This is a genomic window from Erysipelothrix sp. HDW6B (assembly GCF_011301115.1).
Classification (GTDB): domain Bacteria; phylum Bacillota_I; class Bacilli_A; order Erysipelotrichales; family Erysipelotrichaceae; genus Erysipelothrix; species Erysipelothrix anatis.
Window position 1 is genome coordinate 1,167,727 of record NZ_CP049860.1, and the last position, 18,641, is coordinate 1,186,367.

Below are 18,641 nucleotides of genomic sequence, written 5' to 3' on the forward strand. Positions count from 1 at the left end.
AGAAACATGAGAATTTTAGTAACAGGTGGTGCTGGATATATTGGAAGCCACACAACAATAGAATTGATAGAACAAGGACATGAAGTTGTAATTGTAGATGACTATTCTAATGCGAGTCCCATAGTTTTAGATCGCATTGAGGCTATTACAGGTCAAAGACCGAGAATGTATAAAGTGAATATCACAGATAAACCAGCCCTTAGTGCTGTGTTTGATGCTGAACAAGTAGATGCTGTAATTCATTTTGCTGCATTCAAGGCAGTTGGTGAATCGGTTTCTAAACCTCTTGAATATTACAAAAACAATATCTCGGGTACTTTGACATTGCTCGAAGTGATGCGTGACCATGATGTCAAAAATATTATCTTCAGCTCATCAGCAACAGTATATGGATCGCCAAAAACAAATCCAATCTTAGAAGACTTTGAATTGTCGACGACTAATCCATACGGTGCAACTAAATTGATGACAGAGGATATTCTTAAGGACCTCCAAAATTCAGATCCAGAGTGGAATGTCGTAATTTTACGTTACTTTAACCCAATTGGAGCCCATGCATCGGGTACTATTGGTGAAGATCCTGCAGGAATTCCAAATAATTTGGTTCCTTACATTGCTCAGGTTGCTGTCGGTAAGCGAGAAAAATTATCAGTTTTTGGTGATGATTATGATACGCCAGATGGAACGGGTGTTCGTGATTATATCCACGTTGCTGACTTAGCGACAGGTCATGTAGCCGCACTTAAGCCAATTCGTGACCGTCAGGGCTATGTTGTCTATAACTTAGGGACTGGGAATGGCTATTCTGTGTTGGATGTTGTAAAGGCATTTGAAAGGGCATCAGGTCAAGCAGTGCCGTATACAATTGAACCTAGACGCCCTGGAGACATTGCAACATGCTATGCAGATGCTCATAAAGCAAAAGTAGAACTCGGTTGGGAAGCAACCCGTGACATTAATACAATGTGCGAAGATACATGGCGTTGGCAAAGTAACAACCCGAATGGTTATGAAGGATAAAAAGAACGTATATACGTTCTTTTCTTTTCGAACATACGCTATAATAAAGACAATGAGGTGACCCATGATACATTTAAACGTTCGGAGTTCGTATTCGTTACTGGCAGGGCTGATGTCGGTGGAAGCAATCGTCAAAAATGCTAAAGAAAATAACATGCAAGCTGTTGCTCTGACAGATTCGCATGTCCTTTTTGGTGCTTTGGAGTTTCAAAAAGTAGCCGAAAAAGCTGGTGTTAAGCCATTGTTTGGGATGGAAGTGACGCTCTCACATGAAGAAGAGACGTTTACAACGACATTGCTTGCGAAAGATAACTCCGGATATATTGGCTTGATGCATCTGAGTCATGTGTTAAGTCAAAAATCAGCACTTACATTCGAAGAAATATTGCCGTATGAAAAATCGCTGATAGTGATAGCACATTCGGAAGGTGGTCCGTTTGAAAAAGCATTATTAAATCAAAATTTAGATGAGGTTCAGCACCGTCTTAATGTTTTGAAGCAAATGTTTTCTCACCTATACATTGGAATATCACACCAAGAATCGAATTTCTTCCGAAAAACAAACTCGCAGCTTATTGATATGGCCATTTTTAGCGATATTGAGCCGGTTGCTATGTCTAAAGTTTACTATGAACTTGAAGGTGATGAAGAAGCCTTTAGGGTTGTTCAAGCGATAGGTAAAGGAACGTATTTAGAAGATAAGACGTTGGTTTCGTCGCCCCATCGTAATTTCTATTCCCAAGAAGCGATGGCATCGATGTATGATACACGCTGTTTGGAAAACACACTGAAAATAGCGGATATGTGCACCGTTGATGTTTTTAGTATTAAAACATCATTGCCCCATTTTGAGACAGGTCAATCGGTTCGCAACGATGTATACTTATCCAAACTTGCTGCTTTTGGCTTAAGTCGTCGTATTAAGCAACCAGTGAACAAAGTTTATGAAGATCGTCTCGAGTACGAATTATCAATCATAAATGGTATGAATTTCACAGATTATTTTCTAATTGTTTACGATATCATCCGATACGCAAAAAAAGAGGGCATTTATGTTGGGCCGGGTCGCGGGAGTTCTGCCGGATCTTTGGTAGCTTATGCCTTGGGAATTACCGAAGTTGATCCGATTGAATATGGTTTGCTTTTCGAACGATTCTTGAATCCCGAGAGAATCTCGATGCCGGATATTGATATCGACTTTCCAGATGACAAGCGTCATCTTGTAATTCAATATGTCCAAGAAAAATATGGTCACAACCATGTTGCGAACATTGTGACATTCGGGACATTACGAGCGCGTCAAGCGTTCCGTGATGTTGGTCGAGTGTTACAAATTCCAATTCGCACTGTAGATACGGGTGCAAAGTTAATTAGTGCAAGTACGCTTCAAGAAAATTATGACAACGTTCCGAAATTTAGAACCTTTCTTAATAGCGATAAAAACCTTATGCGTGTTTTTACAATTGCCTTAAAAGTAGAGGGGTTACTGCGCCATGCTTCACAACATGCAGCTGGAGTGGTTATGTCACGCAAACCACTTGACGATGTTGTGCCACTGCTCGCGTTTGATGATGAAACGCATGTAACACAGTATGATATGACATACTTAGAAGCTATTGGACTTATCAAAATAGACTTTTTGGGACTAAGAAACCTAACGATCATTGACAACATCGCACGTAAAATTAATGAAACGACCGCATTTAATATTATGAAAATTCCAATGGACGATGCAAAAACCTACCAACTACTGTCGGTTGCCGAAACTGTCGGGGTATTTCAATTAGAATCGGATGGAATGAAAGCATTGCTTAAAAAACTAAAGCCAAGCAAGTTTATGGACATCGTCGACACAATCGCGTTATATCGTCCAGGACCGATGGAAAATATTCCACTGTACCTGGCGTCTCGTAATGACCCGTCAAGCGTCAAATATTTACATCCGAAATTACGTGAAATTACTGAATCTACCTATGGAATTCTAATCTATCAAGAACAAATTATGCAGGTTGCGCAAATAATGGCAGGTTTCACACTTGGAAAAGCGGATATCTTGCGAAAAGCGATGGGTAAGAAAAATGCAGCTGAACTCAATGCACTTCGGGAAGATTTTATTAACGGATGTCTTCGTGAAGGCCATGATCGCGAACTTGCAAATGAAATTTATGATTTAATCGAAAAATTCGCAAATTATGGGTTCAATAAATCACACTCTGTTGCGTATGGTTTGATTGCCTATCAACTCTCATATCTCAAAGCAAACTACCCACATCTTTTTTATACAGAACTCCTCTCGAGTGTTTTAGGGAGCGATGTCAAGACTCGACAATATATTGACGAATGTCGTCGCCGCAATGTGAGTCTATTAAGTGTCAATTTAGACCATAGTCATAGTGCTTACACATTAGATGGTGTTAAAATTCGCATGCCGTTCACTATCATTAAAGGAATCAGTGCAACAATTGCTGCAGAGATTGAAGCAGAACGTTCAGAGAATGGATCGTACAAATCATTTTATGACGCGGTGAGCCGTTTAAATCTTGTCGGGGTTAAAAAGAGTCATTTTGAGATGTTGATTAAAGCGGGTGCGATGGATTACTTTGGTGCTAATCGTGAGTCGATGCTCGCATCATTAGAAGAAGCCATTCGCTATGCCAATATTATTAAAGTTGAAAAAGACGGTCGAAAACAACTCAACTTTTCACTAATTAGCGAACCCATATTTACGCAGGTTAATGAGAATGTTCGAGCGACTTTAGCGTATGAGCATGATTTATTAGGCTTCTACTTTTCAGACCATCCAACGAAATCTTTAAAAGTCAAACATGGCACGGATTCGCTAGTTCAACTCGAGCCACGTTATGAATACTATCGTGTCATTGGAATGATTGAAGCAGTCAAACAGCATCGCGCAAAGAATGGCAAAATGATGGCGTTCCTCCAAATTAGTGATGACACGGATAATAAAGATGTTGTTGTGTTCAATAATGTCTATGAAAAAATTAAAGACCAACTTGAAGTTGGAGCGGTTGTTCTCATCAAAGTCCAGGTAAAAGAAACAGATTCAATTATTGTTCAAGATATGTTTACGTTTGAAAACTAGTACCCGTTTCGTGTATGATATAACTACAACTAAGAGGTGATACAGATGATTAAATTTTTAATTGTTGACGATGAAGTCAAAATTCGCGAAGTAGCAAAAGAATATGCAAAAGCATCTGGTTTGATTGCGGATGAAGCATCCGATGGTCAAGAAGCCATCGATAAAGTAAAAGAAGAAGATTATGATGTTGTTGTACTGGACATCATGATGCCTAATCTTGATGGGTTTACAGCATGCCGAGAAATTAAAAAAATCAAAGATGTACCAATTATTATGCTTTCAGCACGCCAAGAAGAGTTTGATAAACTTCTCGGATTTGAACTTGGAATTGACGACTATGTAACGAAACCATTCTCACCTCGTGAGCTCATGGCACGCATTAAAGCCGTAGCAGAACGATCAAAAGGAATGAAACACTCTGTCTATACTTTTGGCGGACTTGAAGTTGATATTACGGGCCGTAATTTGACGGTGGATGGTGAACGTATCAATGTTACACCTAAGGAATTCGACTTACTTGTATTTCTCATTCAACACAAAGATCAAGCCTTATCTAGAGATGTATTATTAGATAAAGTATGGAATTATAATTATTATGGTGATTATCGTACCGTGGATACCCACATTAAAATGTTGCGCCAGAACCTCGGTGCTTACAGAGATTATATTGTGACAGTACGCGGAACAGGTTATAAATTTGAAGTCATCAACTAAAAATATGGCATTTCGAGTCTGGTTGTACTTTTTGGTACTAACTGGACTCATGCTTTTATTTTTGTGGATGCTCCAAATTTCATTTATTGGACCCTATTATGAACGAAACCGTGCGCAGACCATTCAGAAGAACGTTCTTGAAATTGAACGCCTTTTAATGCGTGAAGATTTCTACAATTCCGAAAAAGCAATGACGCAGATGTTAGCGAAAGAAAACATGTGTGCTGTCGTTTATAATGAACGCGGAATACGAATTATCAATGCGGATGCAGTTGGGACAAACTGTCATATCTCAAATCTCTCCTCAGATGCAGTCCAAGAATATATGAAGATGACTCAAAATTCACAATCTCATGACTTTTCAATTCGCTTCGATAGTGAAATTTTTGAACAAGGTATGTACTTTTACGGTAAAAATGCAAAGATTCAAGATAATGATTTCTACATCTTCCTAAATACGCCCATCGAGTTGTTGGATTCGACGATATTTGTTCTTAAACGTCAATTTGGATTGGTTGCACTCATGGTCTTCTCGTTTGCTACGATCGTAACGTTTATCTTGTCACGACGGTTATCACGACCACTCGTTCAAATAACTGAAAATGCGCGTAAATTGGCGCATGGGGATCTCAGTGTTAAATTTAATGAAGATGAATACAGTGAAGTAAAAGAACTTTCCAAAACATTAAACTTTGCTACGCATGAATTCCGCAAGACAGACGAACTACGCCGTGATCTTGTTGCGAACGTGAGCCATGATATTAAGACGCCGCTAACAATGATTAAAGCATATGCTGAGATGATTCAAGATATTTCGGGAGACGATCCTGAAATGCGCGAAAAACATCTGGGTGTTATCGTGGATGAAGTGAATCACTTAGAGCGTTTAGTCAATGATATGCTCACGCTATCTAAATATGAATCACAAGTATTCGATATAAAAGAAACAACCTTCAAGCTTTATGATCAAGTTCTCGGAAGTGTCAATTTATTCCAAGGGTTAGATATTGATTTTGTGATTGATGTGGATCCAACATTGGAAGTGATTGCGGATGAAATTAAAATGGGACAGGTGCTTTACAATTACATCAATAATGCAACTAAATATGTTGGTGATGATCGTATTATTGAAATTCACGCCCATGTTGACCCAAGAGAAGTCATCGTTTCAGTCAGCGATCATGGTCCAGGAATTGATGCTGATGTCATTAATCATGTCTGGGATCGGTACTATAAGATTGATAAAAACTATCAACGTACCGGAGGTAGTTCAGGTCTTGGTTTATCAATTGTACGCGCAATTTGTGAAGCGACGGGTTCTAAATATTGGGTTACATCTGAGGTTGGAAAAGGTTCAACGTTCTTCTATACGCTAAAACCAGCGCAGTCTCCAATGCCCCAAGCCCATGTAAAGAAACAAAAGAAGCAACCACGATCAAAAAAATAAGAACAAGAGTCCGAATCAAAAGGGGCTCTTTTTTAATAAAAGCCTTGCATTTCTAATAGAGTGTGTTACATTACTAACATAGTGCCACAAGAAACGAGGGGAAATAATGAAACTAACTTTTCATAAAGTAAATAAGTACTTTGGGGAAAAACATGTACTTAAAGATATTTCATTCACAGTCAAGTCAGGTCAAATTTTTGGCTATCTTGGCCGAAATGGAGCTGGGAAAACAACTTCATTAAGAATTTTAATGGATGTTTTTGCAGCAAGTGATGGAACTATCACGATGGATGATAAGCCATTTAAACCTGGTGATTATAAAATAGGGTATTTACCAGAAGAACGCGGGATGTACTCAAAGACACTCGTAAAAGATCAATTATTGTATTTTGCGATGCTTCGAGGAGCAACACGTCAACATGCCCAAGAATCAATTGAATATTGGTCCAAGAAATTTGGCGTAGACATTTATCTAAACAGTAAACTTGAAACCCTATCAAAAGGAAATCAACAAAAGGTTCAAATCACACAAGCATTTCTCAATGAACCGGATATTCTGATTCTTGATGAACCATTTAGTGGGCTTGATCCCGTCAACTCACAGGTGTTCCAAGATGCCCTTACTGAATATATTTCAGATGACCGCATTATTATATTCTCAAGTCATCAGATGTCATATGTTGAAACATTTTGTGATGACATAGCAATCATAAATTTTGGGCAGATTATTCTAAAAGGATCACTAGAAGCAATAAAACAAGAACGCGGGATGAATAAAGTGAAACTTGCCTTGAATACACCGAATGACGCTTTTGAACAACTCTTAAATACAAAGGGCGTTACTGTTGAGCATGACCATAAAACAATGATTCTAACATTGCCAGAAGCAATGACCCATCAAGAGCTTCTTGAATTTACCATTAAAGAAGGTATGGCGATTACATTGTTCAGTGACTATACACCAAGTCTGCACGATATTTTTGTTGATGTTGCGGGAGGAACTAATGCATGAAAAATCTAAGCACAGTATTTCGATTTGAATTCTTAGAAATGGCAAAGAAACGATCAACAATTATCTCTACGCTTATCATTACGATGATTCTTGTGGCAATGACGTTTGTACCGAGTATTTTTCTCAATAAAGGTTCAAGTGATGATACAAGCACTACGGCTGAACCTAAGACATATGAGACACTTGGTGTTGTAGTAGACGACACGTCAATTCATGCGCCAGTCTTCAAAGCGTTACCGGAAATTCACGTTTATTCATCCGAAACAGCTCTAAAAGAAGCGGTTGAAGATGAAACGGTGACAGATGGAATAATTATAAATAGTGATACAAGCTACTCAATGTTAACGTTGAAGAGCTCGATGTTTAATCAAAATCAACAAATTGTTGAAGCAATCATGACACAAAATGTCATCGATACTAACTTGACTCAAAAGGGTATCGATCCTAACCAAGTGCGCGAAGCGTCTACGGTAACACTAAGCAATAATGTCCAAATACTTGGAAAAGATGCATCCCAAAGCACATTTGTAGCGTTTGGAGTATTATTCGTTTTATATATGTTGATTCTCTTATACGGTCAATCAGTTGCGACATCCGTTGCGCGTGAAAAAGATAGCCGTACGATGGAATTATTAATCACAAGTACAAAACCCAAAGTGTTGATTCTTGGGAAAGTGCTTGCGGTCGGACTTATTGGAATCTTACAGGTTGTTGTCATGATTCTTGGATTGACTTTGGGATATATGATTAATAAAGGGAACTATCCAGAATTTATTACTGCAATGATTCAAGCATCAATTACCTGGGATGCTGCACTCATTTATGCTATCTTCTCAATTTCAGGATATTTCTTATATCTATTTATCTTTGCATCGCTTGGCTCACTCGTAACAAAAGTCGAAGATGTTTCTTCGGCAGTTACACCAATTACCTTTGTATTTGTGATTGCTTATCTACTCGCATCGTTTGCAATGGGAATGCCAGATGCCACAGTTATTAAAATTGCGTCATACGTTCCGTTTGTGTCACTCTTTACAACACCGATTCGTTATATGATGACGACGGTTCCAGTCTATGAATTAGTGGCATCTTTAGTGCTAATGCTGGGTGTTACGGTGGCGATTGCGAATCTTTCCATTTATATCTATCGTAAAGGATCGTTAAACTATGGAAACCGTATGAAATTCTCGGATATTCTCAAACAACGCAAATTTAGAGATTAGAGAAATATCAGCTACAATTACGACATGAAATATGCTAAAATAGTTCTTGTTATAAGAAAACGAAAAAAATGCTTAAAAAGTCAATGAATACTAGACATATGATAATTCATAGGCTATAATGTTAAGGCATAAAAAGGCGTAAGTTGCATGTCCGAAAGGCGTACAACCGCACATAGCTAAGGTTTAAGAGAGAAATCCACCTTAGGTGGCGAGTCTTATGGCAAATTGAAGGAGGTGTACTATGTACGCAATTATTGAAACAGGTGGAAAACAAATCCTCGTTGAGAAGGGACAAACTATCTTTGTTGAAAAGTTAGATGTTCAAGAAGGGGAAGAAGTTGTTTTTGAAACAGTTGTTGCTGTTAAAAACCGCACATTAAAAGTTGGTGCTCCTTATGTTAAAGGTGCTTCAGTTACAGCTAAAGTTGAAAAACAAGGAAAAGCTAAGAAGATTATTGTCTTCAAATACAAATCCAAAAAAGGTTCAACTCGTAAAAAACAAGGTCACCGTCAACCATACACACGTTTAGTTGTCGAAGACATTATCTCAGGATAATCAATGATTAAAGTATCCATTTTAACAAAGGACAATCAGTTCCAATCAATGGAAGTGAGCGGCCATGCGGGTTCCGGTGAACCGGGCTTTGACTTGGTGTGTGCTGGAGTAAGTAGTATTATGACTGGTGCACTTAATGGTTTCGATACTTTGGATAACACTGTTGACTTGACTATGACACAAGAACCACTTGTTAAAATTGAAATATTAAATCAATCTGATCTTAATCAAAAACTCTTTGAGTTTGTGTTGATTCAATTAAAAACAATTGAATTTGCACACCCAGAATATATTGAAATCAACGAAAAGGAGGTTATTTCATGAAATTCTTATTAGATATCCAATTATTTGCTTCTAAAAAGGGAGTAGGTTCAACAAAAAACGGTCGTGATTCACATTCAAAACGTCTTGGTTCAAAGGCTGCTGATGGACAAACCGTAACTGCTGGTACAATTCTTTACCGTCAACGTGGTACTAAGATTCATCCAGGTTCAAACGTTGGACGTGGTGGCGATGATACATTATTCGCTAAAGTTGAAGGCGTTGTTAGATTTGAACGTATCGGCAAAGGCCGTAAATGCGTTTCAGTTTACCCAGTTGCTTAAATTTTAAACCAAATCCCCTCTAAACCGGGGATTTTTAATTGAGAGGATGATATTATGTTTGTCGATCGCGTTAATATAAAAGTAATCGCAGGAGATGGTGGCGATGGTATGGCATCATTTCGTCGTGAGGCATTTGTGCCTCTTGGCGGACCATACGGTGGCGATGGTGGAAAAGGTGCAGATATTGTATTTGTTGCCGATTCCAATAAGTCTACATTATTAGACCTTCGTTTTAATCGTGTCATCAAAGGGAAACATGGCCAAGCAGGTAAGAATAAAAAAATGCATGGACGTGCTGCGGAACCTGTCATCTTAAAAGTTCCAGTAGGAACAGTCGTTTACGATGATGCAAAAGGTGTTGTTATTGCGGATTTAACGGAACATGGACAACGTGAGATTATCGCTCATGGTGGACGTGGTGGCCGTGGAAACACCCGCTTCGCAACTGCCAATAATCCTGCACCTCATTATGCTGAAAAAGGCGAGTTGGGTGAAGAATTAGAAATTACAATTGAATTAAAACTCTTAGCAGATGTCGGAATTATTGGTTTTCCCTCTGTTGGAAAATCAACACTCTTATCTGTTATAACACGTGCAAAACCTGAAGTTGCAGATTACCACTTTACAACAATCGTTCCTAATTTAGGTATTGCTTCCAGTCCTGATGGCCGTTCTTTTGCGGTTGCTGATATGCCAGGATTGATTGAAGATGCCCATCTTGGAAAAGGTTTGGGTCATGTTTTTTTGAAACATATCGAGCGAACACGTGTTTTAGTACATGTTGTGGATATGGGTGCTGAAGATGGGCGTGATCCTGTTGAGGATTACCGAGTCATCAATGAAGAACTTGAAAAATATGATGCAACGCTTATGAATAAACCAATGGTGGTTGTGGCGAATAAAATGGACTTAGAGGTTTCTTCTGATAATCTTGAACGTTTTAAAGCCGCATATCCAGAAGTTGAAGTCTTTGAACTCATTACAATGGTTGGTGATGGAATTGAATCACTCCTTTATCGAGTTGCAGACATTCTTGATGAACATGTTGAAGAAGCCGTTGTTGAGCAAAGTAAAGCGGTTGTCTATAAATATGAGGCACCTCGTAGAAGCTTTGAAATCGAGCGTATTAATGAAACAAAATGGCGTGTTAGCGGCGATAGTATCGACCGTATGTTCCGTCAATTTGATTTTGATTCAGAAGAATCGGCAGTTCAATTTGGTCTGTCCATGAAACGTTTAGGTGTTGACCAAGCACTTCGTGACGCTGGTGCACGTGATGGTGATGTTATTATTCTATCCGATGTACAGTTCATATTTGAAGAAGGCGAAGCCTACTAAAAGTAAACCCCGAGACACTCGGGGTTTTTTCATTAGAATTCCATATCGTAATCAGTACTCAATGAAGGCTAAATATGGTAAAATATACACGGTGATAAAATGATCGCATATATATCAGGAACGGTCGTAAATCGGACCGAAGATGCAATAATTATTGATAATCAAGGAATTGGGTACTACATCTATTATGGTAGACCAGAAACAGTCGCACTAGATACACAAATGATTGTTCATACGTACCAACATGTACGTGAGGATGCAATCATTCTTTTTGGCTTTGAGAGTAGACAAGATCTTGCTGTGTTTACACAACTCATTAGCGTTAAAGGGGTTGGACCTAAAACTGGTCTGGCTATCTTATCGAAAGTATCGCCTCAAGATCTTATTCTTGCGGTCGATCAAGAAGATTTAAAGTTTTTAAAAACCCTGCCAGGTGTAGGACCAAAGATGGCATCACAAATATTACTAGATCTTAAAGGTAAATTTGTTTCTACAGGTAAGGATGCACCAAAAACAGAAAAAACATCAACAAACATTGAAGAAGCGATGGATGCGCTCATGACATTAGGTTTCAAGCGTGCTGAAGTTGGCTCCATTAAAAACGAACTCACGTTGTATGAGCAACAAGATGTAAATGCACTCATTAAGTACGGATTACAGTTAATGAATGCTAGAAGGCGAGGATAGGGATGACACGAGTTGTTTCGGGAGAACCGATAGAAACTAACCAAGACTTCGAAGAAGCGTTACGTCCACATTCCTTGGAAGAATACATCGGACAACATGCTCTAAAAGAAAATCTTAGAATTTTTATTGAAGCAGCACGCAATCGAAATGAAACAATTGACCATTTGCTTTTTTATGGACCTCCAGGTCTTGGAAAAACCACATTGGCTTATATCATTGCTCATGAGATGAAGACAGGCATTAAAGTTGCGAGCGGACCAAGTATTGAACGAAGTGGCGATCTTGCAGCAATATTATCAAGTTTAGACCCAGGAGATGTCCTCTTTATTGATGAAATTCACCGTCTACCTAAAGTTGTAGAGGAAGTGCTCTATTCTGCAATGGAAGATTTCTCCATAGACCTTGTCGTTGGAAAGGATTCATCAACCCGAAGTATTCAAATTGATTTACCACCGTTTACACTTGTGGGTGCCACGACGCGTGCAGGAGACCTATCGAGTCCACTACGGGATCGATTTGGTATTATCTCAAAATTGGAATACTATTCGCAAGAAGAACTTGAGGATATCGTGACACGAACAGGTCGTGTTATGGAAACAGAAATTAAAGGTCTAGCAGTCTCTGAAGTAGCCAAACGTTCCCGTGGAACACCACGGATTGCAAACCGCTTATTCCGTCGTGTTCGTGACTTTGCCCAAGTTCTAAATGATAATCTTATCGATTTAGAAATTACACAACATGCTCTTGATAAACTCAAAGTAGATAGTTTGGGTCTTGATGATGTTGATTTACGCTATCTAAGAGGGATTATTGAACGGTTTGATGGTGGCCCTGTTGGAATTGAGGCACTGGCCGCATCAATCTCAGAAGAAACAATGACACTAGAGGACGTTTATGAACCTTATTTATTACAACTTGGATTTATTAATCGAACACCACGAGGCCGTGTCGCGACACCCAAAGCTTATGAGCATTTAAAAATCACGACACAAACTAGCCTTTTTGAACAGGAGTAACGTATGAAAATTTGTATTGTAACAGGCGGTAGTGGCGGACATATTTACCCTGCGATAACCTTTGCCGATTATGTAAAAAAGACGACCGATAATGAAATATTCTTTATTGGAAATGATCATAAAATGGAGTCGTGGATAGTGCCAGATTCGGGTTATCCGTTCTACTCAATTCACAATTTAGGACTTCAAGGAAGTAAAATTGATCGTATCAAGGCAGTTTTCTCACAATATGGTGCTTACAAAGCCGCAAAGAAACATCTAAAAGCGCTTAAACCTGATGTTGTGATGGCGTTTGGTGGTTATGTAAGTGCACCTGTCGCGTTTGCTGCAAGTAAACTTAAAATACCTTTAGTATTGCATGAACAAAATGCATTTCCAGGTAAAGCGAATAAGATGGTTGCGGATAAAGCACAAGCAATTATTACATGCTATCCTGAAGCATTTTCAGACATGCCGCAAGTTCATTATCATGGAAATCCTCGCGCATCATTAGTGCATGAAACGATTGATTCAATACCTGAGCAGACACGTTTGAATTTGAAACCATCGTTACCTACTGTGCTGATTGTTATGGGTTCTCAAGGTTCGACATCAATGAATGAAAAATTAAAAACCTTTGTGAAAAAATTTGATAGCGACGCTTATCAAGTCATTGTAACGACTGGGCCATTGCATGTCGCTTCATTCAAAGAAGCGGTTGGAGACGTTCATGAAAATATTCGAATCGAAGGATTTGTGGACCAAAAGGCCTTACTTCCAATAGTAGATTTAATTGTATGTCGCAGTGGTGCATCAACGATTGCAGAAATTCAGTCGTTCGGTTTGGCATCTCTACTGATTCCAAGTCCACATGTTGCGAATAATCATCAGTATTACAATGCTAAATCATTATTTGATCAAGATGCTTGTGATATGATGCAAGAAAATGAAATTACTGAAACAAATCTTAACGAGCGCGTTGAATCACTTTTATCCGATTCATCACGACGCGAATCGTTAGGAAACAATGCACATAAAATGGCAATGCCAAATGCGGTGCGTGATATCACAGAACTGGTGACAAGGGTGGTGGACCAACAACGTGAGAAAAAACAAATTTGAACCAATTGAAGAGAATAACGGTGATGATTCACTAAAAAAAATCAAAGCGGATCTTGAACTTAAAAAGCGAGTCGAGAAGAAGCGAAAACGAAAGCGATTTATGTCACGATTCTTTAGACTTTGCATTGTTTTGGCAATTATTGCCAGTATTTATGCGTTTGATCAAAGTCAGTATTCGCGAATTCGCGAAATTCGGATTGAAGGAAACCAAGTTGTTTCGGAAACGGAAATTCGCGAAGCTATGGGTATTAATGAAGGGGACCGAATGATTCTAAAGCTTCCTTTTCTGGTAGATCGTAAGACATCATCGATACCGGGAGTTGATAATACATCGAGTAAGATGTATTATACACAAGGAATCTTAACCGTAAATGTTACAGAAGATGCAGCGATAGGGTATGAACCGACTGGAAATAACAATTTTAGAATATTATTTTCAAATGGAGAAGTGAAAGAAATATCAAAGGATTCACTATCCGCAATATTAGGTCTTCCAGTTTTCGTTGGATTTGATGAGAATACGCTTTCAAAGCAGTTATTAAACGCTTTTGGAGCATTGGATCCAGGAATTCTCAACGCAATATCTGAAGTACACATTGGGCAAGTTCAGTATGATCCAAGTGTGATGACACTGGTTATGAATAACAATTATACTGTTTTTATTAAGACAGAAACTTTACCTCAAATGAAGAGTTATGCTAGTATAGTAAGTGCTAATCAAACTGATGATCGTTGTATCATCATAAATGAACACGGGCCGACATCGGACTCGGCGATAGCAAGTATTGTACCGTGTACACCATAAAACAAAAAACAAACCTATATAAACATAGAGGAGGAGAAGAATATGGCAATCGAGAAAACAAATGAGTTTGGAAAGATTTCAGTTTCGAATGATGCAATTGCGATGCTAGCCGGAGGTGTCATAACAGAAAGTTATGGTGTCGTTGGTATGGCTTCTCAACAAGTATTTAAAGATGGACTTGCTGAGTTACTCAAAGGGGAAAATTACTCAAAAGGTGTAATCGTACGTAAAACCGATGCAGGTTACGATTTAGATGTTTACATTATTGTTAGTTATAATGTAAAAATCTCAGAAGTAGTTTTAGAAGTTCAAAAGAAAGCGAAGTATATGCTTGAAAAGTCATTACAACAAGAGTTCAACTCGATTAATGTCTTTGTTCAAGGGATCAAGGTAGTGAAATAATGAAAACAATAAATGGTGATATCTTTTTAAAGATGCTTCAAAGTGGAGCAAACAATCTAACAAATAAATACAACGAAATTAATGCGCTAAATGTTTTCCCTGTTCCAGATGGTGATACAGGTACAAACATGAACTTGACATTTACAAGTGGATTAAATGATGCGAAGAAAGTTATGACATCAAACATTGGTGAACTTTCAAAAACTTTATCTCGTGGACTTTTAATGGGAGCACGTGGAAACTCAGGAGTTATCCTTTCTCAAATTTTCCGTGGGTTTGCACAAGCTGTTGAAGGAAAAATGGAAGTTAATGTCAATGAATTGGCAGATGCTTTTGTTAACGGAAAAGTTGTGGCGTATAAAGCTGTTATGCGTCCAGTTGAGGGTACTATTTTAACTGTACTTCGTGAAAGTGCTGATGCTACTCGCAAATATGTAGATGAAAATCCAGAAATCGATGTAATCGAGTTTTTCGAAGTGTTAGTGCGTGAAGCAAATATTTCACTCGATAATACACCAGAACTCTTACCAGTTCTCAAAGAAGTTGGCGTTGTTGACAGTGGTGGTAAAGGTTATACGACAGTATTAGAAGGCTTCCTTTCAGAATTAAAAGGTGTTTCAATTGACCTTATTGAAGGTGCAAACGATATTGAAGCAGCTCAAACTGATTTCGAACACGATGAATTTGGTTACTGTACAGAATTTATTATTAAAGTAGATGAAACATCAACTGATCGTTATAACGAAGATAAACTGCGTTCACAATTGGAAGCAATTGGAAACTCACTCGTTGTTGTTACTGATGAAGACATCGTTAAAGTTCACGTTCATACATTAACTCCTGGTAATGCTTTGAATATTGGACAAAAATACGGAGAGTTTGTTAAATTAAAAATTGAAAACATGACGGAACAACACAATACAATTTTAGATGCTGAATCAAAAGCAAAAGAACTTGCACATAGCAAATATGCAATTGTTTCTGTAGCGGCAGGATCTGGTGTTGAAGCGATGTTTAAAGAGTTGCGTGCTGATCACATCATTAGTGGTGGTCAAACAATGAATCCATCGACAGAAGACTTCATTGCAAAAATTGAAAGTATCAACGCAGATCACATTTTCATCTTGCCAAATAACTCAAATATTATAATGGCAGCTAAACAAGCTCAAGATATTCTTGAGGATAAAGACATTCATGTACTTGAAACAAAAACAATTCCGCAAGGTCTTGCAGCATGTGTAATGTTCAATCCAGATGTTGATGTTCAAGAAAACCTAGAAGAAATGCTTGAAGCAATTTCAAATACAAAAACAGGTCAAGTAACCTATGCGATTAAAGACACGATGTTTGAATCACTTGAAATTAAAGCAAATGATTTCATGGGGATTCTCGAAAAAGATATCGCGGTTACAGGTACAGAACGTATCGAAGTAACACAATCTTTAATCGACAAACTTATTACAGAAGAAAACGAATTGGTAACATTAATCACAGGTGAAGGTGTTGCTGAAGAAGAAGTAGAAACTGTAGTAGCACATATTGAATCAAATTATGATGTCGAAGTTGAAGTCATTGACGGACAACAACCAGTTTACTCATACATTATTGGAGTTGAATAAGAGCGATTTTCGCTCTTTTCTCTTATATGAAATTAACTGATAAGCAAACTCGAATCATCGAGACTTTTGATTATTCATCACCTGAACAGTTTCTAAATCATTATCCTTACCGTTACGATTCGTATGAAACAAAGGCAATTGATGGCTGGGTTGAAGGTGAAACTGTTGTATTTGAAGGAAAACTTGCATCTGGTTTTAGGACAGTGCGCTTCAAAGGAAATCAAAGTGTCACAAACTTCCAGGTATTCTCAGACGATACGTTAATTAAAGTGTCAATTTTCAATCGTCCTTTTTTGCGTGATTTCCACTATAAAGAAGGAATTGTCGTTATAGGAACGGTACAAAGTGATCACAAGGTAATGGCAAAAACTGTGACAAATAAACCTCTTGAGGAAACTTTGGGATTAAAACCGAGCTATCCATTAAAAGCAGGAATAAAAAATTACGAAGTAGAACGATTGATTAAAAAAATTTTAGAATCAATACGAATTGAGGAAACGGTTCCGACAATTTATAAAGAGGCTTACCGACTTCAATCGAAGCAACAGGCACTGCAGTGGATTCATAGACCCCAAACCAAAGACCAACTTATGGCTGCACTTCGTACACTAAAGTATGAAGAGTTTTTGCGCTACCATTTATCAGTGGCACTGAATCAATCGGGTTTTTCATTTGGAATCGCGAAGGCAATCTCAAATGATGTGTTGATATCGTACTTAAATCAACTGCCATATGAATTAACAAAAAGTCAAAATGATGCGCTGTCTGAGATCTTGAATGATATTCGAAGTGACCAACAAATGCACCGGTTATTGCAAGGGGATGTTGGGTCTGGAAAAACAGTCGTTGCATTCTTAAGTGCGATTTCAGCTATTAAGGCAGGATACCAAGTTGTTTTTATGGTGCCAACAGAAATTCTTATGAACCAACATCTTGCGTCTTTCAAATCACTGTTTCCCGACATTACGGTAGTGGGACTCTCTCAAAATACTGAAGATCGGAAAATTTGTTTAGAAGGAATAATGGACGGGTCGGTGTCTTTTGTAATTGGAACCCACGCAGTACTCACCGAAGATGTCGTCTTTGACAATCTTGGATATGTGATTATTGACGAGCAACATCGTTTTGGTGTACGCCAACGACAAACTCTTATTGACAAAGGGAAGATGGTAGATGTACTGATGATGTCGGCGACGCCAATTCCTCGAACTTTAGCAAATAGTTTATATTTTGATTTAAGTGTATCGACAATTTCAGGTTATCCAAGCCATCGAAAGTTGACTGAAACATTTGTGATTAAAGAAAACTCTCTACGTAGTATTATTGAAGATTTGAATCACGTGTTAGATGAAGGGGAACAAGTTTATGTTGTCTGTGCTGCGATTGAAGAAGGAGAACGTCCAAATGTAAAAAATGTACGTGACATCTACAAGAATTTGAGTCAAGTCTTTAAGGGGCGTCGTGTTGGGATGCTTCATGGTAAAATGACCAGTTTAGAAAAAGATACTGTGATGGCGGCGTTCAATGCAGGGCACATTGATATCCTTGTGACGACCACTGTTATTGAAGTGGGGGTAGATGTTCATAATGCGAATACAATGGTAATTTATAACGCAGAGCAGTTTGGATTGGCGACATTACATCAGCTGCGAGGTCGTGTAGGTCGTGGTCGTATTCAAGGCCGTTGTTTCTTGCTTAGCAGCTCTGATACAGATATTGCGGAAGCGCGATTGAATGCGTTGGCATCATCGCATGACGGATTCGAATTATCGATGATGGATATGCGTATGCGTGGAATTGGAGATGCATTGGGCTTTCGACAGTCGGGAGTTCCTAATTTCATTCTTGGTGACATTGAAAAAGATGAAAAAATATTATACCAGGCAAAAATTGATGCGAAGCATATTTCTGAGGATAAAGAGAACCCAGAGTATAAAGCAATCATAAATTCGGTCTTATCACAAGACTATTTTAAGACAACTTAATCGTGTAT

17 protein-coding genes and 1 other annotated feature are annotated in these 18,641 nt (G+C 38.3%); all 17 genes read left to right on the forward strand.

The features are described 5' to 3' along the window. The first annotated feature begins 6 nt into the window (after window positions 1-6). The 17 genes from galE to G7061_RS05865 all read left to right on the forward strand — a co-directional run bounded on the left by galE (window position 7) and on the right by G7061_RS05865 (window position 18,633). The gene (gene galE, locus G7061_RS05785) at window positions 7-1,020 is read left to right on the forward strand and encodes a UDP-glucose 4-epimerase GalE (RefSeq protein ID WP_166082700.1); all 1,014 of its coding nucleotides are present in this window, start codon (window positions 7-9) and stop codon (window positions 1,018-1,020) included. A gap of 64 nt (window positions 1,021-1,084) precedes the next feature. Beyond that, complete coding sequence (gene dnaE / locus G7061_RS05790; protein WP_166119640.1) at window positions 1,085-4,123, forward strand: DNA polymerase III subunit alpha; 3,039 nt, start codon at window positions 1,085-1,087, stop codon at window positions 4,121-4,123. A gap of 45 nt (window positions 4,124-4,168) precedes the next feature. After that, window positions 4,169-4,837: a response regulator transcription factor gene (locus tag G7061_RS05795; protein WP_159636351.1), complete on the forward strand. Its 669-nt coding sequence runs from the start codon at window positions 4,169-4,171 to the stop codon at window positions 4,835-4,837. A 4-nt stretch (window positions 4,838-4,841) separates the two neighbouring features. After that, the gene (locus G7061_RS05800; protein WP_159636873.1) at window positions 4,842-6,284 is read left to right on the forward strand and encodes a cell wall metabolism sensor histidine kinase WalK; all 1,443 of its coding nucleotides are present in this window, start codon (window positions 4,842-4,844) and stop codon (window positions 6,282-6,284) included. A 106-nt stretch (window positions 6,285-6,390) separates the two neighbouring features. Then, window positions 6,391-7,296 (forward strand): ABC transporter ATP-binding protein, encoded by a 906-nt coding sequence (locus G7061_RS05805; protein ID WP_159646117.1) that lies wholly within the window; start codon window positions 6,391-6,393, stop codon window positions 7,294-7,296. Beyond that, on the forward strand, window positions 7,293-8,519 hold the full coding sequence (locus G7061_RS05810; RefSeq protein WP_166119643.1) for an ABC transporter permease: 1,227 nt from the start codon (window positions 7,293-7,295) through the stop codon (window positions 8,517-8,519). Before G7061_RS05805 ends, G7061_RS05810 begins: the two co-directional genes overlap by 4 nt. Before the next feature lie 154 nt (window positions 8,520-8,673). Further along, window positions 8,674-8,745: a sequence feature (ribosomal protein L21 leader region), on the forward strand. Between the two features lie 15 nt (window positions 8,746-8,760). After that, the gene (gene rplU, locus G7061_RS05815) at window positions 8,761-9,075 is read left to right on the forward strand and encodes a 50S ribosomal protein L21 (RefSeq protein WP_159636345.1); all 315 of its coding nucleotides are present in this window, start codon (window positions 8,761-8,763) and stop codon (window positions 9,073-9,075) included. A gap of 3 nt (window positions 9,076-9,078) precedes the next feature. Further along, the gene (locus G7061_RS05820) at window positions 9,079-9,399 is read left to right on the forward strand and encodes a ribosomal-processing cysteine protease Prp (RefSeq protein WP_159636343.1); all 321 of its coding nucleotides are present in this window, start codon (window positions 9,079-9,081) and stop codon (window positions 9,397-9,399) included. Next, window positions 9,396-9,680 carry a 50S ribosomal protein L27 gene (gene rpmA, locus G7061_RS05825; RefSeq protein WP_159636341.1) on the forward strand — a complete coding sequence of 95 codons (285 nt, stop codon included), beginning with the start codon at window positions 9,396-9,398 and terminating at the stop codon, window positions 9,678-9,680. Before G7061_RS05820 ends, rpmA begins: the two co-directional genes overlap by 4 nt. Window positions 9,681-9,734: 54 nt before the next feature. After that, window positions 9,735-11,018, forward strand: a complete 1,284-nt coding sequence (gene obgE / locus G7061_RS05830) for a GTPase ObgE (RefSeq protein ID WP_159636339.1) — start codon at window positions 9,735-9,737, stop codon at window positions 11,016-11,018. A gap of 99 nt (window positions 11,019-11,117) precedes the next feature. After that, a complete protein-coding gene (ruvA, locus tag G7061_RS05835; protein ID WP_159641335.1) occupies window positions 11,118-11,705 on the forward strand; it encodes a Holliday junction branch migration protein RuvA in 588 nt (195 codons plus the stop codon). Window positions 11,706-11,707: 2 nt separating this feature from the next. Continuing rightward, window positions 11,708-12,721: a Holliday junction branch migration DNA helicase RuvB gene (gene ruvB / locus G7061_RS05840; protein WP_166119646.1), complete on the forward strand. Its 1,014-nt coding sequence runs from the start codon at window positions 11,708-11,710 to the stop codon at window positions 12,719-12,721. Window positions 12,722-12,724: 3 nt separating this feature from the next. After that, window positions 12,725-13,822, forward strand: a complete 1,098-nt coding sequence (gene murG, locus G7061_RS05845; protein WP_166119648.1) for an undecaprenyldiphospho-muramoylpentapeptide beta-N-acetylglucosaminyltransferase — start codon at window positions 12,725-12,727, stop codon at window positions 13,820-13,822. Further along, the gene (locus tag G7061_RS05850) at window positions 13,803-14,627 is read left to right on the forward strand and encodes a cell division protein FtsQ/DivIB (RefSeq protein WP_159646132.1); all 825 of its coding nucleotides are present in this window, start codon (window positions 13,803-13,805) and stop codon (window positions 14,625-14,627) included. Before murG ends, G7061_RS05850 begins: the two co-directional genes overlap by 20 nt. A 42-nt stretch (window positions 14,628-14,669) precedes the next feature. Beyond that, window positions 14,670-15,029, forward strand: a complete 360-nt coding sequence (locus G7061_RS05855) for an Asp23/Gls24 family envelope stress response protein (RefSeq protein WP_159636329.1) — start codon at window positions 14,670-14,672, stop codon at window positions 15,027-15,029. Then, complete coding sequence (locus G7061_RS05860) at window positions 15,029-16,648, forward strand: DAK2 domain-containing protein (RefSeq protein ID WP_166119652.1); 1,620 nt, start codon at window positions 15,029-15,031, stop codon at window positions 16,646-16,648. The genes G7061_RS05855 and G7061_RS05860 overlap by 1 nt, the downstream gene beginning before the upstream one ends. A 26-nt stretch (window positions 16,649-16,674) precedes the next feature. Then, window positions 16,675-18,633, forward strand: coding sequence for an ATP-dependent DNA helicase RecG (locus G7061_RS05865; RefSeq protein WP_166119657.1), 1,959 nt, complete (start codon window positions 16,675-16,677; stop codon window positions 18,631-18,633). Window positions 18,634-18,641 lie beyond the last annotated feature (8 nt).

Bases quoted from the DNA above. Each gene is read 5' to 3' on its own strand.
- G7061_RS05860 (WP_166119652.1), top strand. From the start codon at position 15,029: ATGAAAACAATAAATGGTGATATCTTTTTAAAGATGCTTCAAAGTGGA.
- G7061_RS05865 (WP_166119657.1), top strand. From the start codon at position 16,675: ATGAAATTAACTGATAAGCAAACTCGAATCATCGAGACTTTTGATTAT.
- G7061_RS05810 (WP_166119643.1), top strand. From the start codon at position 7,293: ATGAAAAATCTAAGCACAGTATTTCGATTTGAATTCTTAGAAATGGCA.
- rpmA (WP_159636341.1), top strand. From the start codon at position 9,396: ATGAAATTCTTATTAGATATCCAATTATTTGCTTCTAAAAAGGGAGTA.
- dnaE (WP_166119640.1), top strand. From the start codon at position 1,085: ATGATACATTTAAACGTTCGGAGTTCGTATTCGTTACTGGCAGGGCTG.
- G7061_RS05855 (WP_159636329.1), top strand. From the start codon at position 14,670: ATGGCAATCGAGAAAACAAATGAGTTTGGAAAGATTTCAGTTTCGAAT.
- obgE (WP_159636339.1), top strand. From the start codon at position 9,735: ATGTTTGTCGATCGCGTTAATATAAAAGTAATCGCAGGAGATGGTGGC.
- ruvB (WP_166119646.1), top strand. From the start codon at position 11,708: ATGACACGAGTTGTTTCGGGAGAACCGATAGAAACTAACCAAGACTTC.
- ruvA (WP_159641335.1), top strand. From the start codon at position 11,118: ATGATCGCATATATATCAGGAACGGTCGTAAATCGGACCGAAGATGCA.
- G7061_RS05795 (WP_159636351.1), top strand. From the start codon at position 4,169: ATGATTAAATTTTTAATTGTTGACGATGAAGTCAAAATTCGCGAAGTA.
- rplU (WP_159636345.1), top strand. From the start codon at position 8,761: ATGTACGCAATTATTGAAACAGGTGGAAAACAAATCCTCGTTGAGAAG.
- G7061_RS05800 (WP_159636873.1), top strand. From the start codon at position 4,842: ATGGCATTTCGAGTCTGGTTGTACTTTTTGGTACTAACTGGACTCATG.
- galE (WP_166082700.1), top strand. From the start codon at position 7: ATGAGAATTTTAGTAACAGGTGGTGCTGGATATATTGGAAGCCACACA.
- G7061_RS05820 (WP_159636343.1), top strand. From the start codon at position 9,079: ATGATTAAAGTATCCATTTTAACAAAGGACAATCAGTTCCAATCAATG.
- murG (WP_166119648.1), top strand. From the start codon at position 12,725: ATGAAAATTTGTATTGTAACAGGCGGTAGTGGCGGACATATTTACCCT.
- G7061_RS05805 (WP_159646117.1), top strand. From the start codon at position 6,391: ATGAAACTAACTTTTCATAAAGTAAATAAGTACTTTGGGGAAAAACAT.